The sequence below is a fragment of the Myxococcus sp. AB056 genome (genome assembly GCF_006547365.1).
GTDB classification, from domain to species: domain Bacteria; phylum Myxococcota; class Myxococcia; order Myxococcales; family Myxococcaceae; genus Myxococcus; species Myxococcus virescens.
Window position 1 is genome coordinate 16760 of sequence record NZ_VHLB01000081.1, and the last position, 22763, is coordinate 39522.

Below are 22763 nucleotides of genomic sequence, written 5' to 3' on the forward strand. Positions count from 1 at the left end.
ATGCGGCCAGGGGAGCAGCTTACCGTTGTCCTTCATCAGACGCGTTCAACCGACAACCTCGGGGCTGTGGCCAGAATCATGGCCAACTTCGGGTACTCACGGCTGATTTTGTCCGAGCCGGTGCTGAAGTCGATCGAGGGCGCGGAGCGTCTCGCGGTCAAGAGTGACTTCGTCCTGCGAGGCATGGAGGTGACGTCCGACCTGGGCGAAGCGCTGAAGGACTGCGTGTACGCGGTGGGCACGACTTCTCGTACCCAGCTCAAGGGACGCACCGTGCTGACGCCGGAGGAGGCCATGCAGCGGCTGGCGGAGGAGAGCGTGCGCGGACGCGTGGCGCTCGTCTTCGGCGGCGAGCAGCGCGGCATGTCCGACGAGGACCTGGCGCGGTGCACGGACGTGCTCGCGATTCCCACGTCGGCGGTGCAGCCGTCCATGAACCTGGCGCAGTCGTCAGCGGTGCTGCTGTACCTCTGTCACCGTCAGGGGCTGACGCCCACGGCTGCGGTGGAGGAGGCGCCGGGCGCGAAGCTGGGCACGCTGGGCGCGCTGGCGAAGCGGATGCGGGACGTCATGCTGCGCGCGGAGTTCCTCAACCCGCAGGCGCCGCAGCATGTGCTGAACGAGCTGGAGCAGACGTTGATGCGTGCGCGGCTGACCCAGCGCGAGGCGGAGCTGTGGCTCACGGCCTTCAAGCACCTGGAGCGCGCGGTGACGCGGGGCGCCTCTACCTGAGGAAGAGGCCGCCCCGGCGCCGACGGCGAGTCGCGGTCTACGCCGCGTCCTTCTTGAAGGCCTCGCCGTGGTGCTTCTCGCACAGGCCGCCCTTGAACGTCTTCACGCGGCAATCCGGCTTGGAGCAGGTGCGGTAACGGCTGTGCGGCAGGTCGCCCTGGCGCCACTGCTTGTAGTGGAAGTAGCAGTAGTTCTTGGCGCGGTACGGGCGCTTGCAGCCCTCCACGGTGCACGCCTTCTTGCCATTGCTCTTGGCGAAACGCGGCCAACTGGTGCGCTTCTGGGTCGTCTGGGCCTCGGCCATTGCGAAACTCTCCTGCGAAACGATGCGAAGTCGCGGCGCCACACCGAGGTGGACCCGCCGCAAGGGTACGGAAAAAGGCGCACTGTCTAGCGCCCATGACACCCGAACGCAAGGAGCCCGGGAAACCAGGGTTCAGTGCGGACACATCCGGACTTCAGGGCGCGGGGGCGTCTTGTCCAGAACCCCCCGTCCCAGGGGCTGCTTCCCCGGAGGGCGGAGCCGCCCGGCGGCCCTTCGAGCGAGGCACCGGGGACAGCAGGTCGTCCACCACCGGCTGAGGGGCCCCCGCGTGCCGCCCGGGCGCGGTGCTGGCCACGGTGGGCAGGGGCGTCTCCTCGGAGGGCATCTCGTCCAGCTTCAGGGTCAGCTTCATCGGGCGCCCCAGCCGGTGGACCTGGAACTTCACGTCGCGGCCCACGCCCCGGGCGGCCACCTGCCAGCGCAGGGCATGCGCCCGGCGCACACGCCGCTGGTCCACGCGGACGATGACGTCGCCCACCTGCAGGCCCGCGCGCTCGGCCGGGCCACCTTCGACGATGTCCGTCACCACCACCCCGCGGCCTCGCCGCAGGTTGAAGGCCTCGGCCACCTCCGGAGAGAAGTCCTGCACGCTCATGCCCAGCCATCCGCGGCGCACGCGGCCGTGGGACTTGAGGTGCGGAATCACCGTCTTCGCGATGTCGATGGGGATGGCGAAGCCGATGCCCTGGCCCGCGACGTTGACCGCGTTGGCCACCGCCACCACGTCACCGTGCAGGTCCAACACCGGTCCGCCGGAGTTGCCCGGGTTGATGGAGGCGTCCATCTGGATGTAGTCGAAGTCGCCGTCGCGCCCGTTGGGCGTCACGTCCGTGCGGCCCATGTAGCTGACCACGCCCACCGTCACCGAGTGGGCCAGCCCGAACGGGTTGCCGATGACGACAATCCAGTCCGCCGCGCGCACGTGCGACGCGGAGGCCAGTTTCAGCACGGGCAGCTTGCGGGGCGCGGCGATTTTCAGCAGCGCGCAGTCGGTGCGGGCGTCCTCGCCCACCACGATGGCCTCGAACTCCTCCACGTAGCCGCGCGGGTGCAGGACGGAGACGATGACCTCCGCCGCGCCCTCCACCACGTGCGCGCTGGTGAGGATGTAGCCGTCCGGATGGATGATGAAGCCGGAGCCGATGCCCTTCTGCGATTCTTCTCCAGCGGCGACGGCCTGCATGTCGGCGGCCTGCTGTGTGGTGATGGACACCACGGAGGGCATGGCGCGCCGGGCGATGTCGCTCAGCGTGGAGCGTTGCTTCTGGAGGGCGCGGTTCTGTGACTCCACCCACAACCGATTTCGCTCGCGGCCGGTGGCTTGCGCTGGCAGCACCAGCGCGCACACCAGCGCGGCGAACAGGATGACACTCTTGCCTCGCGCCCTGCCCATGGCCCCGCCTCCACCCCGACCAGCCAGCCGCCTCCCGTGCAACCTAAGGAGGAGGGGAGGCCAGGGGAAGCGGGCCCGGAGGCGAACTACTTCTTCTGCGCGATGATGCGGTTCACCGCTTCACGGTCCTCGGCGCTGATGCGCTCACGAGGCGACGAATCCTTGTTGCCGGCGACGGCGTCCTTGGCGTCCTCGTACGCGTCCTCCAGCCCGTCCTTGAGCCGATCAACCGTGGAAGCGTTCACCGAGCGGCTCCACGCTCGCTCCATGTGGTTCAAGGGCGTGCGGCCATCCACCTTGCCCGAAGCCAGGAAGACGCCGAGCCCCACCGCACAGCACGTCCAGACGATGAACTTCAATGCGTTCACACTCACAGCCTCCTACCTCTTCGTACACCAAAGGAGAGGGCGTGGCCAGTTTCCGACCGCCGCGGTGTCCAATGCGCTGACAGCGCGGGGTGGGACCTTTAATGTCCGCGCGCTTGCAACCCGAAGAACTCTTTCAGGCGGCCCGTGAGCGGGCGGCGCAGTTGGACGTAGGGCGTGGCGACGCGGCGGTGGAGCGGGTGCGCGCGGCGGCTTCGGCCCTCTTCGTCCGTATCCCCGAACCGCCGGTGTATCGCCGCGCGGAGGACCCTTCCCGCAAGGCGGCCCAGGCCCTGCTCCCCGAAGTCGAGCGGGTGCTGGCGGAGGCGCTGGCCGCGGGGCGGGATGCCTCGGCGGTGGCCCCGCTGGAGAAGCTGGTGGCCGCGCTGCTGGCCCACGGCGAGGCGCTCTGCCACACAGCGGCCGGACGTCTGGAGGCCGCGGAGACGGCCTGGCGCCGGGCGCAGGAACTGGAGCGCGCCGCGCACCCGACGCGCCACCTGGTGACGTCGCCGCCGCGCCCTCCGCCGGTGTTTGACAAGGGCTCGCGTGTGTCGCGCTATGACCCGAGGCCCGCGCCTCAGGCGAGCGTGAAGCTGGTGTGCCCGAACATGGGCTGCAAGCGGGTGGGGGACTACGCGTTCCTCACCAGCCACGCCTACAACCGCTTCATCTGTCCGGTCTGCCGCACGCCCTTCCTGGCGTACTTCGGCGAGCTGCGCGGACTGGAGGTGGAGGTCGGCCGCAGCTCCAAGCGGTACTTCTTCACGGTGGACGAGGTTGGCACCACGGGCAGCACGCGCATCGAGTTCGAGGAGGCCAGCGGCCAGGAGTTCCCCTCCGCGCGGCGCGACTTGCTGGCGTTCGTCTACACGGAGGCGCGCGAGCTGAAGGCGGTGGTGAACCTCACCAACCAGCGGCTCATGTGGGTGAGCCCGGCGTCCTCGTGCTTCGTGGCCACGGTGGCGTTCGGCGAGGGCGCGCCCGAGCTCGTGGCCTTCCGCGCCTACCGCGACGACGTGCTGCGGAAGAGCGCGCCGGGTCGGGTGTTCATCCGGGGCTACTATCGGTGGGGCCCTGACGTGGCGGCGTGGGTGTCGAGACGCCCGGCGGCGCGTGAGGGGGTGCGGTGGGTGCTGCGGCGGGTGCATGGCCGCCTGACCAGGAGTGGATTCGAGTGACGGATAGCATCGGAGCTCCGCCTCCGGCCCCGAAGAGGGTGGGCGGCGGAACGAAGCTGGTACTGGGACTGCTGGGGGCGCTCGGCGTGGGCGGCGTGGTGTTCCTGGGCGTTCTGGAGGCGCAGCGGGCCCGGCTGGTGCCGGATGGGACGACCGCGCCGGCCATGGAGATGGCGCGCCATGGCGGCGGCACGATGAAGCTGGAGGACCTGAAGGGCCAGGTGGTGATGCTGGACTTCTGGGCCACCTGGTGCCCGCCGTGCCGTGAGGAGATGCCGGCGCTGGTGAAGCTGGCCAAGGAGTACGAGCCGCAGGGGCTCGTCTTCGTGGCGGCCAGCCGGGATGACGGCGACCGCGCGCCCAAGCTGGTGGAGGCCTTCATGCGCAACCACCTGCCGGAACTGGCGCCGTACGTGGTGTACGCGGACGACAACGTGGCGCGGGCCTTCCAGGTCAGCGCGCTGCCGACACTCTACTTCCTGGACCGCGACGGCAAGGTGATCGATGCGCAGCGCGGCGCGCTGTCCGAGGACGGCATCCGCCGCCGCATCGAGCGCGCGCTGAAGCAGCCCTGACGCCTGAGCACGGGGGGATTTCACATGTCCTGGTTCCTGGCGCTGTCCCTGCTCGCGGCCACGCCGGAGGGCGGCGCCGCGAAGAAGGCGGAGGACGCCGAATCGCTGCGTCTGCGCGCCACGAAGCTCTACCGGGCGAAGAAGCTCGGCGAGGCCTGCCCCTTGTTCGAGCGCGCCGCGAAGCTCGCGCCGGAGCACGGCCCAACGCTGGCGGACCTGGGGCTGTGCCTCCAGAAGCAGGGCCGGAAAGAGCAGGCCCTGGCCGTCTACCTGCGCGCGCTCAAGGCGAGCGGCGCGGACGCCAAGACGCGCGCCAACGTCTACTTCAACCTCGCCGCGTTCCATGACGTGACGCCTGAAGTCCTGACGCTGGAGCACCAGCCCACGCCCCGGGGCCACTACCTGGCCATCCGCAGCGCCGGGCCGTGCGCGGACCTGCCCTCCTCGGAGCCGAGCTGCGGCACCGTGCTGCAGGCGTGCCTCAGCGAATGGGTGGCGCCCGTCGAGGCCGTCTACGCGGAGACACCACCGATGTTCTACGCGGAGACGGGCTTCAACATGCACGTCAACGGGGCCGGAGCGCGGGAGGACGCGTCCGTCCCCACGCGGCGTGGAGAGGCAGGGTACTGCCCCAACGCGCCTTCGCCGGCGGATGGGGGCTCCCCGGCGGGGCGGCACTGCCTCTATTGGGAGAGCAACGAGTTGCTCGACGAGTGCCACTACAAAGAACACGTCTGCGAGGCGCAGCGGGAGCCGTGGCTGAAGAACGAAGGCAACTGCAAGTTCGTCTACGTGAATCCGTGCGAGGGCCGCGTCGCCGTCGCGTGTAAAGGCGCCCGGTTCTCACCCAAGCAGGTCTGGGTCGGCGAGGTGTGGGTGGCGCCCGTCCGCTGAGTGGGGCGGGCGCCTCACGGGCGCTCCGCCCCTGCTCGCGTGGACTACGGCTTGCCGTCCTTGCCCGGGGCCGCGTTGGCCGGCGTTGTTCCCGGCGGCGGCGGCTGGCCTGCCGGGACAACGGTCTCCTTCTTCTCCGTCTCCAGCTCGGCGCGCACGAGCCGGAAGTCGACGCGCCGGTTCTTCGCGCGGCCCAGCGCCGTGTCGTTGGTGGCAATCGGGTTGTCGAAGCCGAAGCCCTTGGAGCTGAGGCGCTTGCGCGCGATGCCCTTGGCCACCAGGTACTCGAGCACGGACTTCGCGCGGCGGTCGGACAGGCCCATGTTGAGGGCGCGCGAGCCGCGATTGTCGGTGTGGCCTTCGATGAGGACCGGGCCCAGCGTCGGGTTCTTCCGCAGCACCGTCGCCACCTCGTCGAGCAGCGGGTACGACTGCTTCTGGATGACGGCGGAGCCCGTCTCGAAGAGCACGTTGCCCTTGATGCGGATACGGTCGGACTCGACGACGACATACGGCGGCGAGTCGTACGGGCAGCCGTTGTTCTCCGGCGGACCGAACTGCTCGGGGCAGTCGTCCTCGTTGTCGGGTACCTCGTCGCCGTCGGTGTCCGGGCAGCCGTCGTAGTCCTTCGGGCCGGGCTTGTCCGGGCACTTGTCGAGCTTGTCGGGGATGCCGTCGCCGTCCGCGTCGTTCTCGTCCTCCGGGCAGCCCTTGTTGGACTTGGGGCCCGGCTTGTCGACGCAGGCGTCCTCGCCGTCGACGACGCCGTCGCCGTCCGTGTCGTAGTTCGGGTCCGGGCAGCCCTTGGTGTGCTTGGGGCCCTTCTCGTTGGCGCAGCCATCCTCGCCGTCGGGGATGCCGTCACCGTCGTTGTCCGGGTCGGGGCAGCCGTCGCCGTCCTGGAAGCCGTCGATGTCCTCGGGCTCGTTGGGGCAGCGGTCGCGGATGTCGGGCACGCCGTCGCCGTCCGAGTCGATGAACGTTTCGTCGTAGCGCACCGCGAACATCACCCGCAGGGCCTCACGGCCGTAGCCGCTGGACAGGTTGATGCCGCGGCCGACGTTGAGCTCCATGCCCCAATTGCCCCAGACCTTGGCGCGGGCGCCCACCAGCGCCTCCCACGGCGTCTTGAGCGTGTCGGCCTGGTCGAAGTTGAAGGGGCGCACAAGCGGGGTGCCCAGGTGCATTTCCGCCACGGCCTCCACGTCCGTGAAGCGGCCCATGTTGGGCAGCTCCGCGATGGCGCCCGCCCCCAGCGTCAGCTCGTCATCCACGAGCAGGTTGAGGTACTGCGCGTGGGGCCGCAGCCGCACGCCCACGTTGCCGAGCACGCGGATGGGCACGGGGAGGGCGGTGAACCGCTGCTCCAGCGCGATGCGAGGCGCCCAGAGCACGCCGCGCTCGCCGGTGAAGCTGGAGGCGCTGCCGGTGGGCAGCCGGACCTCGGCGACGAGCGACACGCCCACTGGGAACGTCTCGCGGTCCAGCAGGTGGACGCGTGGCAGCAGGCGGATGTCGCCCAGCGTGGTGCGGCCCACGCCCGCGGCGCCCGGGAAGTTGGGCGCGTTCAGCGCGTCGCGCAGCAACTGGAAGTTGTCACCCTGGAGTATCGTGACGGGCAGGTCCACCGCCAGCTCCAAGCGCTCATGGAGCTGATAGGCGAACAGCAGGTGCGCATCGAGCCGGTAGGGCAAGAGGTCGCCCAGCTTCTCGTCGCCCAGCTTCAGGGCGAGGATGCGCCAGTTGAAGTCGAACAAGAGCGCCGCGCGGAAGCTCCCAGCGGGCAGCGCGTTGCTCGTGCCTTCCAGCGCGATACCGCTGTGCTGAGCCGCGGTGGCCTTGACGGGAACGGCGTCGAATCCGCGAGCGAACGGGTCGTGGTCGGCGTGCGCAGCCACCGAGGCCAGAAGCAGGCCCAGGACGGCGAGTCGGGTGGCTGAACCACGCAAGCTGAAGCCTTGCATGTTTCAAGCTCATAGCACCCGACTCCGGGGGGTGGAAGGAAATGACCCACCCCCCGGCACTGCTGATTACAGCCGTGTGTTATTTATCCATGAACTGCTGCGCGGGGATGACCTGGATGGCCTCCGGGCGCAGGGGCAGCTTGGACGAGGAGATGGCCTGGTCCTGCGTCAGCAGCTCCTCTGACTTGGGTGACGCGTAGGTGATGGGCGACGGCGCACCGGAGCGCAGCGCCTGGGCGAGCCCCTCCGCGTCCTCGGTGACGAAGACGAAGTTGAGGGCCTCGGGCTGCACGCGGCGGCGGAGCGCCTCCTGGACGGACTGCGGCGTCATCTTCGCCATGGCCTGGCGGTACTGCTCCAGGAAGTCGGGCGTGCCGTAGAAGCGTCCGTCAATGGCGTAGCCCAGCCGGCGCTGGTCCGTCTGTTCCCACAGGCGGGTGTAGCCCTGGAGGAAGCCGCGCATCAGCTCGAAGCGCTCCTGGGGGATGCCCTCCTTCACCATCTGGTCCAGGAAGAACACCGCGCCGCGCGTGGCGAACACGCCGTTGGTGGGCACCACGGGCCGAATCCAGAGGGACAGGTCCTGCTGGGTGCGCGCGATGTTGGTGCGGTTGTACGTGGTGCCGGGCGACTCGATGAAGTGCTCGGCGTAGGCGTAGTCGCCGTAGTTGAGGCCGCGCTTCTCGCGCAGCTCGGTGAAGAGCACGCCAATGGACTGGCGGTGCTCGCCCAGGTTGGACATGGCGAAGGCCACCGGGAAGAAGTCCGGGTCGCCGCGGCGGATGGTGCTGACAAAGCCCGTGCTGACGGCGGTGGAGAGCGTGGGCTTCTGGATGATGACGGTGCGGCCGGCCGTCGTCGGCACGGCGGGCAGCTCCACGCGCGGAGCGCCCTTCGCGGGCAGCGCGGACAGGCGCGAGCTGAGCGCCTGTGCGAGCGCGTCATCCACCGCGCCCGCCAGGCCGATGACGAGCCGGTCCTGCGTGAAGACGCGCTGGGCGTGGGCCTTCACGTCATCCAGCGTAATCGCCTTCAACCCCTGCACCGTGCCGCCCGTGAAGTGCGCGTAGGGGTGGCCCTGGTAGAGCAGGGCGTCCAGCGCGACCTTGCCCAGCGCCTCGTCATTGGCGCTGCGCAGGCCGTTCTCCACGTCGCTGATGGCGTTGGCGCGCAGGCGCTCCAACTCGGCGGCGTCCAGGCGCGGGGCCAGGAGCACGTCGGTGAAGATGTCCTGGAAGCGCGCCAGGAAGTCCTTGTGGACGCGGCCGGAGAACGTCGTGAACTCCTTGTCCACGAAGACGTCCAGCTCCGCGGCCATGGGGTACAGGGCCTCCAGCAGTTGCGAGGCGGTGAGCTTCTGCGTGCCGCCCTCCGCCATGAGCTGCGCCGTGAGGGCGGTGAGGCCCTCCTTGCCCTTCGGATCGTCCACGGAGCCGGTGTGGAACACGAGCCGGAAGGAGACGATGGGCGAGTCCGGACGCGCCAGGACGACCAGCTCCATGGGCTTGGGCTGGCGCAGCGGCGTCGCTGGCACGGTCTCCGGGCGTGCGGGCTGCGGAGCGGGCTCGGGTGCCGCCGCCTGGGTGGGCACCGCGGGAGGCGGCGCGTTCTCGTCGGGAGGCGGCTTCGGCGTGGTGGTGCAGCCGGCGAGCCCCAGGAGGGCGGTGAGGGACAGGAGTGCTCGGGTCTTCATCACTTCGTCCCTCTCTGGGCGTCCGTCTTGGGGGTGAGGCTGAGCAGGATGAGCTTGTTGGCGGTGAGGTAGCGCTTGGTGAAGTCGGAGAGCTGCGCGGGCGTCACCTTGGGCAGGCTCTGCAGGTGGCGCTGGAAGCCGTCGGGCGAGCCCGTGACGCCGGCGTACCAGCCGAGCTGGATGCCCACGTCTCGCGGAGTCTCCAGGGCCATGAGCGCGCCGTAGCGGGCGTGGTCCTGGATGGCCTTGAGGCGCGCGGCGTCCACGCGGCCAGCGGCGAGCCGGCTGACCTCCTGGAGCAGCGTCTTGCGGACGGTGTCGCGGTGGCGCTCGTCCTTGAGGGTGGCGGTGAGGGTGAAGAGGTGCGGGTCGCGGTGCTCGGAGTAGTCGCTGCCAATGGACTCCACGAGCTGCTTGTCCAGGACCAGCGTCTTGTAGGCGGGGCTGGTGGGGCCGGCGAGGTAGTCCACGAGGAGCGTCTGGATGGCGGCGTCGGTCGGGCTGGTGCCGGCGCCGGGCGTGCGCCACGCAATCACCTGCCGGGGCTGCGTGGGCTGAGGCCAGTCGATGTGGGCTTTGCGAGGGCCCTTCTGGGGCGGCTCGGCGGGGACGGAGACCTGGGCAGCCTTGCGGTCCCAGGGGCCGTAGTGCTGGCGCACGAGCTCCATGACCTTGGCGTCGTCGAAGTCGCCGATGATGAAGAGCAGGGTGTTGTCGGGCGTGTACCAGCGCTCGAAGAAGGTGCGGCTGTAGTCATAGGCCTGGGGCATCGCCTGGATGTCCTTGTAGAAGCCCATGGTGGTGTGTTGGTACGTGTGGCGGGTGAAGGCCGCGGCGTTGAGCTCCTCTTCCATCTTGAGGAAGGGGGCGGCGGCGTTCTTGTGGTACTCGCCGAGCACGGCGAGCGCCTCTGTCTGGAAGGACGGCTGGCTGTACTCCAGGTTCCGGAAGCGGTCCGCCTCGATTTCGATGAGCTGGGGCAGGCCGGCGGTGGGGCCGTAGGAGTAGTAGAGGGTGATGTCGTCGGTGGTGAAGGCGTTGTCGTCGTAGCCGAAGTTCCCGAGGATGCGCTCGCGGTCGCCTTCCGGGTGCGTCTTCGTGCCCTTGAACATCATGTGCTCGAAGAAGTGGGCGAAGCCGGTGCGGCCGGGTTCCACCTCGTTGCGCGAGCCCACGCGGACCACGGTGACGTAGGCGATGATGCCGCGCGACGGGTAGGGCACGCGGACCACGGTGAGGCCGTTGGGCAGGGTGTCCGTGTGGAGGGTGTACGGGAACGCGTCCGACGCCGGGGTGGGCGCGGCGGCGGCCGGCAGGGCGGTGCCCAGCAGGAGCAGAAGGAGGGGGAGCAGTCGTCTCATTCAGGTGCCTCGTGGCCGGGGCGGAAGAAGCGGGACCCGGCGGGTAGGCGACCCTACGACGGCTGGCTCGGTGGGGGAGGGGCTTGTGCGCGGAGTGTCTACGGCCGTGCGCCCAGAAGTGCCCGCGGCCATTCAGGAGGATTGACGCGCCCCCGTCAGCGGTTAATCTGAGGAAGACGCGGCGCAGTGAGTGGCCGCGTGACGTGCAGTGAACCTACCGGGGGCGACCTGGTTTCGACGGGGGCATTGAAGTTCGAGACGCGTGCCGAGCTTGTCAGGTAGCTCGTAAATTCAACCCGGCAAAGACACAAAAGCCAACGACAACGTTGAGCTCGCGCTGGCTGCCTAAAAACAGCCCATAGTGCGCGGTCCCCCCGCCCTCGGCCTGTGGGGTTGGGACAGACCGTCATAATGCAGGCTGGCTGCCGAGGGTGCCTGGACCCGAGGTGGCGAGACCTTTCCAGGACCGGCTCTGAGTATCCCGTCCGTGGGAGCCTCAGGGACGTAGCAAATCGCGGACTACGCACGTAGGGTCGAAGAACGGACGGCTTTCGGACGAGGGTTCGATTCCCTCCGCCTCCACTGTGAAGAATGAGCCCAGCAATCCAATCGGGTTGCTGGGCTTTTTCTTTGTCCTCGTAGCTTCATGTGCCCTCAGTGTGCCCCTGCGGCGTCTCTGCCCGGTGCGGCGTGGAGCTGGGGCACGGTGCGGTCGAGCTGCTGTACCACGCTCTCCCGGGCCTCCGGCGCGAGGTGGGTGTACCGCATGGTCATCTCGATGGTCGCTTGTGCAGCACCGTGAGCACGTTGTTGATGGACTTGAGGCTCAGGAGCTTCGGGCCGGTGGTCTGCTCCCCAATTTTAGGACCCGTTGAAGAGTGAGAGCGTCCTCGCGGCCAGGAGGTAGGTCGGTCGTGAGGAAGAGCAGGTTTACCGAGGAGCAGATAGTCCGCATCCTGAGGGAGGCGGAGGCGCCTGGGGTCAGCGTGGTGGAGGTGGCCCGGAAGCACGGCGTCGCCGAGCAGACGCTCTACCGGTGGCGCCAGAAGTTCGGGAGCGCCAGACGCGACTGACGCGTCGCGGGCGGCACGAGCGCGTCCAGTCGCGTCCACGATGCCGCGCGCCTGCAACTTCGTGAGCGCCCGGCGATAGGCATTGCGGTCCAGCGGCACGGGCAAATCCAACTCATCCGCCCGCACGCCCAGGGCCGCGGCGGTGAGCGCCACCCGCTCCGGCTCGCCCGCGAGTTGGAACTCGGGTTCGGTGGGCCTCAGCGAGGCGAAGTGCAGCGGCCGGTCGCTCAGGATGAAGACGCGCCCACCCTCCACCCGACCGTGCACGCGCCCCGCCATCTGCAAGAGTTCGTTGTTGCCCAGGTGCACGCGGGTGGGGACGTTGCGGCCGCGCTCCACCAGGTTCGTGAAGCGCATGTCGTCGATGACGACCGTGTCCAGCCCCGGAACATTGAGCGCGCTCTGCCCCGCCGCCGTCATCGCGAGCACGAAGGGCCGGGGCGCCGTACCCTGCAGGAAGGGACGGATGGCGCGCAGCGGCTCGCCGCCGTGGTCGTTGAGTGGGGCGAGACGGATACGCGCCTCATGCAGAGGCACGGTGACTGAGATGACGCTCTAATCGTGTCACTCAAGGCGCCCCACGGCCAACCCCGCCCAGCGTATGAGCCACCGTCACCTGCGCGGTCTGTCCAATCGTGACCCCTGGGAACAAACAGCCCCCATCAATCAGGCGCAAGAAGCGGGCTGCCTTCATGGGGGCGCTCTTCTATCCGTAGCAGAGCGATGGGGAGCATGCCCCATCACCACGGATGGAGAGCACCACCATGTCGACGCGAATCATTGATTCTCTGGCGAAGTACCACCTGCTCGGTCAGACGGGCCTTCGGGTAAGCCCACTCGCGTTGGGCACCATGAACTTCGGTACCGACTGGGGCTGGGGCATGAGCGGCGAGGACGCGCACCGGCTGCTGACACGCTATCTGGAAGCGGGCGGCAACTTCATTGATACAGCGGATGCGTACACCTCCGGCGCCAGCGAGCGCATCATCGGCGACTACTTCACGCAGCATGGCGGCAGGCAGCGGGCGGTCATCGCCACCAAGTTCTCCGCCAACCTATCTCCGGGGGATCCGAATGCGGGCGGGAACAGCCGAAAGCACATCCACTCCGCACTCGAAGGCTCTCTGCGCCGCCTCAAGACGGACTACGTGGACGTGTACTGGCTCCACGTCTGGGACGGCCTGACGCCCGTGGAGGAAGTGATGGGGACGCTGACTGGCCTCGTGCGCGAGGGCAAGGTGCGCTACGTCGGCTTCTCCGACGTGCCGGCATGGTACTTCGCGCGCGCGCAAACCCTGGCGGAGCGCAACGGCTGGGAAAAGGTCGCCGCGCTGCAACTGGAGTACTCGCTCGCGGAGCGCAACATTGAGCGCGAGCACCTGCCCGCCGCGCTGGCGATGGGGGCCGCCATCACGCCTTGGAGCCCCCTGGCCGGGGGCCTCCTCACCGGAAGGTACACTCGCGAGGGAACCCGGCCGAAGGGTGACGGGCGCGCCCATGCACTGCTGGCCAGCGGAAACCCCGTGGCGGACAAGTTCCTGCAGGAGCGCCCATGGGCCATCGTCGAGGCGCTCGTCGTGGTGGCGAAAGAGGTAGAGCGCTCGCCCGCCCAGGTCGCGCTCAACTGGGTGGCGACGCGTCCAGGCGTCGTGTCCACCATTATCGGCGCGAGCAGGCTGGAGCAGTTGGAGGACAACCTCCACGCGCTGGACTTCAACCTGCCGCCCGAGCTCTCCACGAGACTGGAGGTCGCGAGCCGCCCCGAGCTCTTCAATCCGTACGTGTTCTTCGAGAACCCCTTCTTCACGAGGGGCATGCTCGCGGGCAACACCACTGTGAGCGCGGAGCCGAGCGGGTTTCGTGGACCGCTCCAGGCCCGGTAAGCATCGAGCAGCGAGGCCGGCGGTGCACTTCCCGTGATCCTCCGGCGGGACATCCGTCAATGACATCGCCGCCGCGGCCCCGGAAGCCCAGGCTTCGGGGCCGAGCGAAGCGCGCGGGTCCGCCATGCCACGGCCCTGAGCGATTGGCCCCGTTCACCGACAAGGACAGCGTCAGGGGGAAGCCCTGAAACGACTGGCCTCCAAGCCCGCAGGGGGCCAGTCGTGCGCGGCCGTGGGCGACTCAGGCGTCGCCGCTATACGTGCCCACGACTTGGATGTGGCCCTTCCCCATCTCCGAGCAGGTCGCGTTGACGCTGACGCGCCAGGCCGGAACGTCGGAATGCCACGTGACGGTGCCTGTCCAACTCAAGCACTGGCTGGAGCTGCGATCCGCGTACAGGTAGCTCGACGCCCTGGATGACGGAAGGGTGAAGGTCTGCCCCGGCGTCGTGAGCGGCCGGGTCAGACGGACGGCCAGGGTCGAGAAGATGGCGCCACAGGTGACGCTTTCATTTCCCGTGACGCCCATCTGCACGGAGAAGAGTTCCGGTATCGCCCACCAGGCCTTGCAGGCCCTGCGGCCCCGTGGGCGCCTCGGAAGAACAGGCGGTGGAGAACAGAAGACACAGCAACAATGGGAGCAGTGCGCGGGAGGAGTACTTGGTCATTGAGGAGCGCGCCCCATACAGCTTGCTCTGCGCCGGGCAAGCCCGCTCTTACGCACAGGCCCGCGTTGGCCTTTGAACCTGCCGCACGAAAACGTGTCGAGCGCGAAGCTTTTGCGCAGCAGTCCGCACCAAGGAGGCGCAGCGTGCTGCTCCATTTCCACGACCTCAGCCCCCAGCTCGCCGATGGCGCGTTGAATCATGGCGGCCGAGCCCCCCTTCTCTACGGGCGGAGCAGGGCAGAGCTTCAGGAACCCCTTGAAATCTCTGGCGTTTAGAGCACTCCGGAAAAAGACCTTCGACATGTCGATCTTTCCAGAGCTCGTTCGACGCAGCAGCAAACCAAGTCGAAATGGGGAGTCCCACATGCTCATGAAGATTCTGTTCGGTGTCGCCGTTGTTCTCCTCGCGTTCATCGCCTTCGTCGCGACCCGTCCGTCCACGTTCAAAGTCGAGCGCTCCACCACGATGAGCGCGCCGCCGAGCGTGGTGTTCGCGCTCGTGGCCGACTTCCACAAGGTGGGGACCTGGTCGCCGTTCCTGAAACCCGACCCCACCCGGAATGACACCTACGCGGGCACTCCCGCCACGGTGGGCCACTCGATTGCCTGGGTCAGCAGTGACAATGCCAACGAGGGCAAGATGATGATCGTCTCGCTCAACCCGCCGGAGCAACTCCAGCTCGAACTTGAGTTCATCAAGCCGTTCAAGGCCACCAATGGAACGGTCTTCCGCTTCGAGCGGGCCGGGAACGGCACCACTGTCACCTGGGTGATGTCCGGCCAGAACGGCTTCCTGAACAAGGCAGTCTCCGTGTTCATGGACATGGACAAGATGGTGGGCTCGAGCTTCGAGGAGGGGCTCGCTACCTTGAAGAACCTCGCCGAGGCCGAGGCGAAGACGGCGGCACAGGCTGCTCCGAACGACGCGCTGGTGGGCGACCCTGCGAAGTAGCCGAGCAGGTCATCGTCCCCGGTCCCGCGGGCCGCGCTCCACACTGGGAATGGCTGCGTTTCAGTCCTCTTCGTAGCAGACGCCGACCTCACGCAACTCGACCGTCGCCCACTCGGCCGCGGGACACTCGTTCGCGATCGCTAGCGCCTCTGCCCGGGTATCGCACTCGAAGAGGACGAAGCCTCCGACAATCTCCTTGCTCTCCGTGAACGGCCCATCGCGGAGGGTGCGTTGGCCGCCGCGGACCTCGAGCCGCACCCCTTCCGACGCGGACCGAAGCGAGTCGCTGGCCTTCCATATTCCGCGAGCCTTGAGGTCCTCGACGAAACGCACCATCCGCTCCATCTCGCGACGCCCCTGCTCCGCCGTTCGGCTCCGTTTACGCCCGCCCTCCTCCATGACCAACAGCATGTACGCCATCACGCTCTCCTTTTGTGGGTGACTCCGGAGCCTCCTCCATCCATCCCGCGAGCTGAAGCGTTTCCGCATCGCCCGGCGCTGCGCTGACGGCCCACAGGCACCTCTCGCTCGTGCGGGGCGCGCCGCAGGACGTCATGTGCCACTGACTCCAACAGCCGCTGCGGCGGCCTGAACGAGGAGCCCTTGCCGGGTGAGCCTGTGGCCTGCATCCGCCGCTGATTCCGCTCAACCGGCCTTCCATCCCTCCAATGGACCTGCCGTCGAGCCATGGATGAGCGAATGGTGGAACACGCGGACCGCTACTCCGCGGCTTCAGGGGGTTGGTTGAGCATTCTCAGCATCGAGGCATCGAGAGTCAGTGAGGCCTACGCGTTGGCCGCCGTGGCGGGCGTGAGTTCGAGCGAGGCTTCGTCTCTGACGATGCGAGCGCGAGCGTCCTCGATGAAGGCGGTGGTGTTTCTGGAGGTGGCCTTGCTCGATTCGCGAGCATTGCTGGTGTCGATGATGTAGCGCATCAGCTTGCGGCAGAGCTGCTCGGTGGCGGCGAAAGCCTTCGGGAGGTCTTCGCCAGGAAGAGGCAGCGGAGACTGCACAACGGGCTCGTAGTCCTCCGAAACGCCGAGGAGGCGGAGTTGCCCGAAGACAGCCCACACGAAGGGCCTTAAGCTCCAACATGCGCTGAGACCGGAATAGGTGGGCGTGCTCGCCGTTGGCCACTGTTCCGGTGGAGGGCGTGACGTCGGTGGCGAACCACGCACCGGTGAGCGTCAAGGTAGTTGTCGCGTGAGAGGGTTCAGCCGATGCGCTTCATCTCCTGTACTGCCGGGGTGAGGTTCGGAGAGGGCCCGCGCCGTGGCGGCGCACCAGCCAGTCGGTGGGCGTGCCCTTACTGGCGTCTCCGAAGCCGAGGTCAACGACGAGGTGGGCTGTGCGGGAGGGACTCATGGGTGCGTGAGGTGGGGACGGCCCACTGCATCGCACGGTGCATGCACAACCGCCCGCGTCCAGGGCCGCGTCGAACCTGGACGTTGCCCCTTTAGTGTTCGACGCCCGCCTGCCGCTACGGCTCGCCAGTCTGGGACAGCCGCTCCTGGACGACAGTGGCGCTTCCCGAGGGGATTTCCGTCCGCTGGGGGAATCCGTGGGCGTCGAGCTCCACCTTCACGGACATCGGGCCCAGCTCCATCATGGCGGCGCGGGCTCCCGCCTCCTCGCGAGGGCGGATGACCACCTTCGTCGGTGCGGACGCGTCGGCGGGAGGCACCCACAGCAGGGCCTCGAGCGCGTCGCCCGGGCCCTTCAGCAGGCCCTCGCGGAGCCGCGCGGCGAGCCCCACCTCGCCGATGAGTTCGCCCCCGAACTGAGCCTGCACCTCCTTGGCGGCCACCTGACCCGAGACGCCGTAGCTCCCGTTCTGCTCCCGGCGCAGGCGCACATTCGCGGCGACCGTGTCGTTGACCCGCTTGGAATAGCTCTTGGCGACGAGCACTCCCGAGATGTCCGCCTGCTCTGTGATGTTGGTGTCCTGGAACTGGAGCTGGGCCGGGGCCCCGGGACGCACCATCGTGGTGCTGACCTCAAGGATGCTCCCGCCCGCCTTGGAGCCGAAGAGCGCCGTGTACTGGAACCCGAGGGGTACGTCGCCCAGCCGCATCACCTGCACGTCGCTGTAGTAGGGCGCCACCGGCTGCTCCGGCGCCGTGGAGGTGAGGCCCGTGGCGATGGACTCGGTGACGTCGAGGAAGGTCTTCGTGTATCCCAGCTCGTTGTGGAAGCAGGTCTTGGGGAGCACGGGGTCCGCGTGGACCATCACCTTGATGCGACCCACCTGTACGGCCGGAGCGGCGCCTCGCGAGTAGTCACCTTCCAGGTACATGGCGGGGCTGCCCGTGAAGGACTTGACGTCCGTGGCGCGCACCCGCTCCACGGTGACGTCATCGAGGAGTGACTCGAGCAGGCTCCTCACCGCGGCGCCGGCATCGATGGCGCTCGTGTAGAAGAGACAGGTGACCGGCTCGGAGGTCCCAATCGGGAGGGTGAGGAGGGTCACCCCATTGGGGCGCTTCATCAGCTCTGGCGTACCCGCGGCCAGCACCTTGCCCCGGAAGAGGGCTCCCTCGGCCTCCACGGGCTTGTTCGGCAACGGCGCGGTGATTTCCCGGGCGAGCGCTTCACGGACGGTGCGCGGCTCGGCGGGCGCTGACGCCGCGGGAGCGGGCTTGGATTCAGTGCGGTTCGCGGCGGGGCTGGTCGCACAGCCCGTGAGCAGAACGGCGGAAAGCAGGGTCAGTCTGGGGAGAGGCATGCGGCACCTGTCGCGAGGAGATCGGACGTCCTGACGCTCTATTCGAAACGGGCGCTCGAGTCTGGTTGTGCCCAGGTGAAAACAGGCTCATGGGGTGCCAATGCCCGTGAGGTCCTTCCGCTCGCGACGCGGAAGAGGCTTCGAATCAGCGCAGGCGCCGGCGGTGAGCGTCAAGGCAGTTGTCGCGTGAGAGGGTTCAGCCGCTGCCGCGACAGGTCCTGCTTCTTCAAATGCCGGGCGAGCGCATCGAGGTCGGAGAACGCGCCCTCGCACAGCCCCACCAGCCCCGCTGCCACCTCCTCCGCACCTGCTTGAGGGAACAGCAGTCAATTCGGAAACAAGATTACCCACGTGCGGTTGTCCGGTCGGGACATCCCCGTGCCCCGCATCACGCCGGGTGGGGTGAACAAGAGCGGCGACTTCATCATCATGGGAGACCTTGACGGCATCATCGGCGTCACCACGGGCCAGCCCGAGGCGTGGACGGACAACGGGCTGTTTCGCACCCAGAAGCCCCAGCAATTCACGCAGGACGGCTCCCGCGTGCTCACCCATACCGGCGACCACTCCTATGTCGAATGGTGGAGCTGGAGTTTCGGCCCACGCCCCCAGGGCATTCGCGTGCTGGACCGAAACCTCCAGGACTCCGCGGGCGTCTTCCCGGTCCAGGGGGGAATCACGAGCGGTGCTGCGACAAAAGAACGGAAGCGTGCGCCTCGCTACGCCGGAGCCCACGGGAACCCAACCGTGGAAGATTGGCCCTCCGCTGAAGAACGTGCCGCGCAAGGGCATGCTGGTTCCGTTCCTGGTGGGAGACACGGTGTATTACTACCGTGAAGGCTTCTTCGATGAGAACCGCGTATGTGATGAGTCAAGGCCCGGGACCTACCGCCGGCTCAACCTTCGCACCGACGAGGAGCGCGTCTTGCGGACCCATAACACCTGCTGCAGCACGGGCGAATTCGAAGGATTGAACCTGAAGCGGCGCACGCTGTACTTCGTCGAGGGCAACACCTTCGCCGGCACCGCCCGCATGTATGAATATTCGCTCGACCACGACGAGGTCCGTGAAATCGAGATTGAGGCCATCATGATGTGCTCCACATCAGCGAGGATGGAGGCACGCTGCTCGTGCGCGCGCGGCCAGTTGTTCATGGCGTACAACGTCGACACCGGCGAGGTGGCGCGGGTGGCCCTGAACGAGGTCCGGAGCACGGGCGTGCTCGACGTGCGGCACTGACGTCGAGCGTGAACCACGACGCGCCCCCGAGTCCGCGCTCATCCAGCTCCGGGGCCATGCGGGCCTCCACAGGACGCCCCAGGCTGGAGCGCGCGGACCGAGCGGGGGGGCCGGCGCAGCCTTCGAGCCCACGACGCCCGCCCGCTCCGAGGCGCTCGCTGGACGGATGTGCATTGCCACCTGGCGGCACCAGGCTCGCGCTGAAGCGCTCTCAACATCGCTCGACATGAGACAGGGGCGGCGTAGCCGCCGGCATGCCTGCAAAGTCGCTCCCGACCACGATGAAGGGGAGGCTGCGCACGACCCATGAGAGCCCAAAGGCGGCCGCACGCGTGGCGCTGGAGCCGAACGAGCGGCGCATGCCTGGGGATTCGCCACCTGCTGGTCCCAGCGGTCTGGGCGCTCGACAGGCCGCGAGCCAACACACCCGGTGGCGTGCTCTGAACTCAGTGTCAAGACTTCCTGGAGGGGAGCCCTGGTTTGAATCTTGACGGGCTCTCAGGGGGAACCATGACCCTGGCAATACCCAGCACTGCAGGCAAAAGCCATTTCGAGAACGTCGCGTTTCAGAACCCTTCTGATGAATGCGACCTCATCATGAAAGGAGGCGTCACCAGCGGCGTCGTCTATCCTCCAGCCATCCTGGAACTGGCGCGGAAGTACCGCTTCCGTTCACTGGGCGGGACCTCCGCCGGCGCTATCGCAGCCGCCGCGGCGGCGGCCGCCGAATATGGCAGGGAGAAGAACTCACGCCCGGACGTGGGGTTCGCCGGATTGGGCGGGATGATGGAGCAGCTCAAACAAGAAGGGTTCCTGCTCCATCTCTTCCAGCCAGCTCCACAGGCACGAAGGTTGTTCAATGCCGTTGTCGAAGCCATTGCTGTCTACAATGACTCCCCGGGTAGACGGCGGGTACTTCAATGGGTGGAACTGGCGCGAAAGGTTCTTCAGGAACCTGATGAGGCAGCGCATCGAAGCATCCTGCCCGTGAGAGCCGTTCGCCAGTCAGTCGGACTGCTGGCCTGGCCTGTCGCAACCATGACGCGTTGGGCTTCACGCCCCATGAAGACGCTGGCGATGGGGTCCTCGCTTTGGTCCTTGGCTGGCGTGATGCGGAATGGGCTCCGCCTCTGGCATTCCCTTAAGGGTGGGGTTGAGTATGTGCGCGACAAGGATCAAAGCTTCTTCGCGCTTTGTACAGGGATGGATGTCGCGTCCGGAAACGGGGCTCCAAAGCACCCTGCACTGACTCCCTGGCTTCACGAACACATCCAGAAGCTCGCGGGGCTCGAGAGCGATGACGTCCTGACCCTTGGCCACCTTCGGGAGAAGGAAGATGGCAAGGGCAAGGATGTTGGCATCGACTTTCGCATGGTGACGACGAACCTGAGCCAGCGCCAGCCCTATACGTTGCACAGCGAAGATACGGAGACCGCGAGCCGTCGCGTCGTGCACCCGGAAGAACTGGATGCAGGATACCTCTTTCGCACGGACGACATGCGCCGCCTCTTTCCATTGGAGGTGGTGAGGTACCTCGAAAACTGGATGGATGTGGACAGGTATGAACTGAACAGGACTCAGAGTGCGCGAACCAAGGACGCCTTCAAGAACTTCGACTTGGCGAAGGCGAAAGCCGAAGGCTTCTATCCCTTCCCGGCGGGCAATGCGCTCCCCGTCGTGGTCGCCACGAGAATGAGCCTCAGCTTCCCTTTGCTGCTGGGAGCGGTGCGCCTCTACACCATCAAGCACGACACTTTCCAAAAGCGCGCAGCCTTGAGTGAAGGAAAGAAGCCCTATGTGCTTCGGGTGAAAGACTCTGACGCCGGAGAGAGTGAACTGCAGGAGAACTGGTTTAGTGATGGAGGGATCTCAAGCAACTTCCCCATCCACATGTTCGATGACTGGCTGCCTCAGCGCCCCACGTTCGGAATCAATCTGGCGGACTCGCAGATGCCCACGAACATCACTGGCCCCAGGGAGGCGTCCATCCATCGGGGGGACGATGATGTGTTTTTGGCACAGCCGCGATACCTCCTCGTGCCCCATGTCTATCCGCTTAAGTGGCTGAGCCAGTTCCTGGGCGCGATCTTCGATACCGCACAGAACTACCGTGACAATACGCAAGCCCGCCTGCCCAGCTATCGAGAGCGCATCGCGCATGTCCGCCTGTCGGATGGGGAGGGCGGCCTCAATCTGAACATGGGGGTCGGCACCATCCAGGCCATTGCGGAGAAGGGAGGCCGTGCCGCGGAGAGATTACAGAGTGAGTTCGCATTCGATGAACACCGCTGGGTACGTCTGCTCGTCTTGCTCGGACGCCTGGAGGAGGAGTTCATTCGTCTTCGAGAGCGGTACACGAAGGCGTCGAGAAATGGAAACTGGCGTCAGGAACTGCTGAGGCAGTACGAAGCGCTGCTGAAAGCGTCCCAGGAGGACGAGCGACAAGCGTGGTACCGTGTTCCGCCGAAACCGTTGTGGCCTCGCTGGCGCAGAGAGGCGATTCAGCGCATGGATGCACTGACGGAACTCATTGACAAATGGACGTCAGGGAAGACGACCGGAATCCCGTATCCTCCTCGCGCGAGGAAGCAATACTTCTTCTCGTATGACGAACCCATGCCCGAAAGCATCTTGCGTGTGACGCCCGAGCAATGACAGCGAGCGCCTGTCCACCCGCGGCTGCATCACGTTACCCGGGTTCACGGACGCCGTGGACCCGGGTGAGCTCCATCACCCAGTTGGTCTCCCATGTCTCGCCGTCGAGCGAGAAGGCCTGCTCCCGCCGGGCGTGGTCCGTCCCCTGTCGCGTCCACCGGAACTGGACCTGAACCGGACGTATAGGCGGGATAGAGGCCCTGTTGTTGAGGGTGAGGGCATGAGGGGAGAGGCCGAGGAGGGCCGCTGATGGGGCCTCCCGAGCGATGCTCCCGGCCGGATGCCGAGGAGCGCCAGGCGCAGCACCCGGCGCGCGGTGGGGGCATCCTGCTCGTTGGCGACCGCGATGGCGTTCGCCAGCCTCAGCAGGTCCTACGCCGTCGCGCAGGTGTGAATCGCCCCCGCCGAGGACGCCCGCGCCGCCAACCCTTTCAACACCTCAAGTAGCATGTCGGTGCAGCACAGCTCCTGGGGTGACAGCCCCTCCGGCCCCGCGAGCAGCGCGGCGGCGAGCCCGCGGTGCGTCGCGGTGTACACCGTCCGACTCGCAGATGGCCGCCTTCGAGCGGCTGCCCCACCTCAACCCGAACAACCGCCCCGTGCAGCCGTTGAATGGCCGCGACGTGGGGTTCCAGTCCGGTCACCGATTCGGATTCGCGGGGCCCATGGGCTCAAGGGGGGGGCCTCCAACACCTCGTCACTCCAGCGCTGGCGGACGGAGCAGCTTCTGGAGACGGACGAGGTGTGAGGACGTCGGGTACTTCGCCTGGAAGTTCTCGGCGCGTTGCTGGGCTTCCGCGCGTTGGCCCAGCAGGACCAACGCCTCGATGGCGAGCACCTCCCGCTCCTGCGCGAGCGTGCCCGCCTGGAACCGGGACGCGTGTCCTCGCAGCAGCGAGAGGGCCTCCTCGGCGGCGCCTCGCTGGAGGGCACGGTGGGCGTCATCGATGAGCAGCAGTTCCTCGTCCTCCGGGCTCGTGGCGCGAGCTTCCGGCGGCGGCTCCACGACGGGCTTCTGGAGGGCTTGCGGCGGGCTCGTCCGAGGCGCGACGGGAGCCGGCGCATGCTCCACGATGGGGGCGGCG

General features: G+C 67.4%; 21 protein-coding genes, 1 other RNA gene and 1 pseudogene. 10 read left to right on the top strand and 13 right to left on the bottom strand.

Annotated features, from left to right (window positions below):
- Complete coding sequence (locus FMP39_RS28305) at positions 1-732, top strand: RNA methyltransferase (RefSeq protein ID WP_011552166.1); 732 nt, start codon at positions 1-3, stop codon at positions 730-732.
- A 37-nt stretch (positions 733-769) separates the two neighbouring features.
- Here the strand turns inward: FMP39_RS28305 and FMP39_RS28310 are convergent, their stop codons facing one another.
- From FMP39_RS28310 to FMP39_RS28320, 3 genes are all read right to left on the bottom strand, one after another.
- Positions 770-1036: a vegetative protein gene (locus FMP39_RS28310; protein ID WP_090492024.1), complete on the bottom strand. Its 267-nt coding sequence runs from the start codon at positions 1034-1036 to the stop codon at positions 770-772.
- A 154-nt stretch (positions 1037-1190) separates the two neighbouring features.
- Positions 1191-2450, bottom strand: a complete 1260-nt coding sequence (locus FMP39_RS28315) for a S1C family serine protease (RefSeq protein ID WP_141593256.1) — start codon at positions 2448-2450, stop codon at positions 1191-1193.
- Between the two features lie 86 nt (positions 2451-2536).
- Positions 2537-2824: a hypothetical protein gene (locus FMP39_RS28320; protein ID WP_141593257.1), complete on the bottom strand. Its 288-nt coding sequence runs from the start codon at positions 2822-2824 to the stop codon at positions 2537-2539.
- 95 nt (positions 2825-2919) lie between these two features.
- On the opposite strand from FMP39_RS28320, the gene FMP39_RS28325 reads away from it, so the two are divergent.
- From FMP39_RS28325 to FMP39_RS28335, 3 genes are read left to right on the top strand one after another with little or no spacing between them, the layout of a single operon-like run.
- The gene (locus FMP39_RS28325) at positions 2920-3996 is read left to right on the top strand and encodes a CFI-box-CTERM domain-containing protein (RefSeq protein WP_090492027.1); all 1077 of its coding nucleotides are present in this window, start codon (positions 2920-2922) and stop codon (positions 3994-3996) included.
- Positions 3993-4571, top strand: a complete 579-nt coding sequence (locus FMP39_RS28330) for a TlpA disulfide reductase family protein (RefSeq protein WP_141593258.1) — start codon at positions 3993-3995, stop codon at positions 4569-4571. Before FMP39_RS28325 ends, FMP39_RS28330 begins: the two co-directional genes overlap by 4 nt.
- 24 nt (positions 4572-4595) lie before the next feature.
- Positions 4596-5465 (top strand): tetratricopeptide repeat protein, encoded by an 870-nt coding sequence (locus FMP39_RS28335; protein WP_141593259.1) that lies wholly within the window; start codon positions 4596-4598, stop codon positions 5463-5465.
- 44 nt (positions 5466-5509) lie between these two features.
- On the opposite strand, the gene FMP39_RS28340 is transcribed toward FMP39_RS28335, so the two are convergent.
- The 3 genes from FMP39_RS28340 to FMP39_RS28350 all read right to left on the bottom strand — a co-directional run bounded on the left by FMP39_RS28340 (position 5510) and on the right by FMP39_RS28350 (position 10483).
- Entirely contained in the window at positions 5510-7429 is a 1920-nt protein-coding gene (locus FMP39_RS28340; RefSeq protein ID WP_141593260.1) for an OmpA family protein, read from the bottom strand.
- Between the two features lie 79 nt (positions 7430-7508).
- Positions 7509-9122 carry a pitrilysin family protein gene (locus FMP39_RS28345; protein ID WP_141593261.1) on the bottom strand — a complete coding sequence of 538 codons (1614 nt, stop codon included), beginning with the start codon at positions 9120-9122 and terminating at the stop codon, positions 7509-7511.
- Positions 9122-10483 (bottom strand): pitrilysin family protein, encoded by a 1362-nt coding sequence (locus tag FMP39_RS28350; RefSeq protein WP_141593262.1) that lies wholly within the window; start codon positions 10481-10483, stop codon positions 9122-9124. Before FMP39_RS28350 ends, FMP39_RS28345 begins: the two co-directional genes overlap by 1 nt.
- A 219-nt stretch (positions 10484-10702) precedes the next feature.
- Here FMP39_RS28350 and ssrA point away from each other — a divergent pair.
- From ssrA to FMP39_RS28375, 3 genes and pseudogenes are all read left to right on the top strand, one after another.
- Positions 10703-11068, top strand: a transfer-messenger RNA (tmRNA) gene (gene ssrA, locus FMP39_RS28355).
- A gap of 329 nt (positions 11069-11397) precedes the next feature.
- Positions 11398-11535 (top strand): annotated as a pseudogene (locus FMP39_RS28365) (transposase); the annotation flags it as partial.
- A gap of 785 nt (positions 11536-12320) precedes the next feature.
- The gene (locus tag FMP39_RS28375) at positions 12321-13439 is read left to right on the top strand and encodes an aldo/keto reductase (RefSeq protein ID WP_141593263.1); all 1119 of its coding nucleotides are present in this window, start codon (positions 12321-12323) and stop codon (positions 13437-13439) included.
- Between the two features lie 241 nt (positions 13440-13680).
- Here the strand turns inward: FMP39_RS28375 and FMP39_RS28380 are convergent, their stop codons facing one another.
- Entirely contained in the window at positions 13681-13968 is a 288-nt protein-coding gene (locus FMP39_RS28380; RefSeq protein ID WP_194858598.1) for a hypothetical protein, read from the bottom strand.
- Positions 13969-14470: 502 nt separating this feature from the next.
- Here FMP39_RS28380 and FMP39_RS28385 point away from each other — a divergent pair.
- Positions 14471-15058 (top strand): SRPBCC family protein, encoded by a 588-nt coding sequence (locus FMP39_RS28385; protein WP_194858599.1) that lies wholly within the window; start codon positions 14471-14473, stop codon positions 15056-15058.
- Positions 15059-15118: 60 nt separating this feature from the next.
- Here the strand turns inward: FMP39_RS28385 and FMP39_RS28390 are convergent, their stop codons facing one another.
- The 4 genes from FMP39_RS28390 to FMP39_RS38505 form a co-directional block, all read right to left on the bottom strand.
- Positions 15119-15478 carry a YciI family protein gene (locus tag FMP39_RS28390; protein WP_141593266.1) on the bottom strand — a complete coding sequence of 120 codons (360 nt, stop codon included), beginning with the start codon at positions 15476-15478 and terminating at the stop codon, positions 15119-15121.
- A gap of 365 nt (positions 15479-15843) precedes the next feature.
- Positions 15844-16131 (bottom strand): hypothetical protein, encoded by a 288-nt coding sequence (locus FMP39_RS28395; RefSeq protein WP_141593267.1) that lies wholly within the window; start codon positions 16129-16131, stop codon positions 15844-15846.
- Positions 16132-16538: 407 nt separating this feature from the next.
- Positions 16539-17783, bottom strand: a complete 1245-nt coding sequence (locus FMP39_RS28405; RefSeq protein WP_141593268.1) for a hypothetical protein — start codon at positions 17781-17783, stop codon at positions 16539-16541.
- 170 nt (positions 17784-17953) lie between these two features.
- The gene (locus FMP39_RS38505; RefSeq protein WP_255508560.1) at positions 17954-18079 is read right to left on the bottom strand and encodes a hypothetical protein; all 126 of its coding nucleotides are present in this window, start codon (positions 18077-18079) and stop codon (positions 17954-17956) included.
- 413 nt (positions 18080-18492) lie between these two features.
- On the opposite strand from FMP39_RS38505, the gene FMP39_RS28410 reads away from it, so the two are divergent.
- Positions 18493-19023, top strand: a complete 531-nt coding sequence (locus FMP39_RS28410; protein ID WP_141593269.1) for a hypothetical protein — start codon at positions 18493-18495, stop codon at positions 19021-19023.
- A 510-nt stretch (positions 19024-19533) separates the two neighbouring features.
- Entirely contained in the window at positions 19534-21678 is a 2145-nt protein-coding gene (locus FMP39_RS28415) for a patatin-like phospholipase family protein (protein WP_141593270.1), read from the top strand.
- A gap of 372 nt (positions 21679-22050) precedes the next feature.
- On the opposite strand, the gene FMP39_RS38205 is transcribed toward FMP39_RS28415, so the two are convergent.
- The gene (locus tag FMP39_RS38205; RefSeq protein WP_228558400.1) at positions 22051-22215 is read right to left on the bottom strand and encodes a hypothetical protein; all 165 of its coding nucleotides are present in this window, start codon (positions 22213-22215) and stop codon (positions 22051-22053) included.
- A gap of 160 nt (positions 22216-22375) precedes the next feature.
- A partial coding sequence (locus tag FMP39_RS37555; protein WP_305036083.1) for a hypothetical protein occupies positions 22376-22763 on the bottom strand: 388 nt, incomplete at its 5' end.

Excerpts from the sequence above, each read along its gene's own strand:
- FMP39_RS28310 (WP_090492024.1), bottom strand. The coding sequence starts at position 1,036 with ATGGCCGAGGCCCAGACGACCCAGAAGCGCACCAGTTGGCCGCGTTTC.
- FMP39_RS28350 (WP_141593262.1), bottom strand. The coding sequence starts at position 10,483 with ATGAGACGACTGCTCCCCCTCCTTCTGCTCCTGCTGGGCACCGCCCTG.
- FMP39_RS28335 (WP_141593259.1), top strand. The coding sequence starts at position 4,596 with ATGTCCTGGTTCCTGGCGCTGTCCCTGCTCGCGGCCACGCCGGAGGGC.
- FMP39_RS28385 (WP_194858599.1), top strand. The coding sequence starts at position 14,471 with ATGCTCATGAAGATTCTGTTCGGTGTCGCCGTTGTTCTCCTCGCGTTC.
- FMP39_RS28345 (WP_141593261.1), bottom strand. The coding sequence starts at position 9,122 with ATGAAGACCCGAGCACTCCTGTCCCTCACCGCCCTCCTGGGGCTCGCC.
- FMP39_RS28390 (WP_141593266.1), bottom strand. The coding sequence starts at position 15,478 with ATGGCGTACATGCTGTTGGTCATGGAGGAGGGCGGGCGTAAACGGAGC.
- FMP39_RS28375 (WP_141593263.1), top strand. The coding sequence starts at position 12,321 with ATGTCGACGCGAATCATTGATTCTCTGGCGAAGTACCACCTGCTCGGT.
- FMP39_RS28415 (WP_141593270.1), top strand. The coding sequence starts at position 19,534 with ATGACCCTGGCAATACCCAGCACTGCAGGCAAAAGCCATTTCGAGAAC.
- FMP39_RS28380 (WP_194858598.1), bottom strand. The coding sequence starts at position 13,968 with ATGGGCGTCACGGGAAATGAAAGCGTCACCTGTGGCGCCATCTTCTCG.
- FMP39_RS28340 (WP_141593260.1), bottom strand. The coding sequence starts at position 7,429 with ATGCAAGGCTTCAGCTTGCGTGGTTCAGCCACCCGACTCGCCGTCCTG.
- FMP39_RS28325 (WP_090492027.1), top strand. The coding sequence starts at position 2,920 with ATGTCCGCGCGCTTGCAACCCGAAGAACTCTTTCAGGCGGCCCGTGAG.
- FMP39_RS28305 (WP_011552166.1), top strand. The coding sequence starts at position 1 with ATGCGGCCAGGGGAGCAGCTTACCGTTGTCCTTCATCAGACGCGTTCA.
- FMP39_RS28405 (WP_141593268.1), bottom strand. The coding sequence starts at position 17,783 with ATGCCTCTCCCCAGACTGACCCTGCTTTCCGCCGTTCTGCTCACGGGC.
- FMP39_RS28315 (WP_141593256.1), bottom strand. The coding sequence starts at position 2,450 with ATGGGCAGGGCGCGAGGCAAGAGTGTCATCCTGTTCGCCGCGCTGGTG.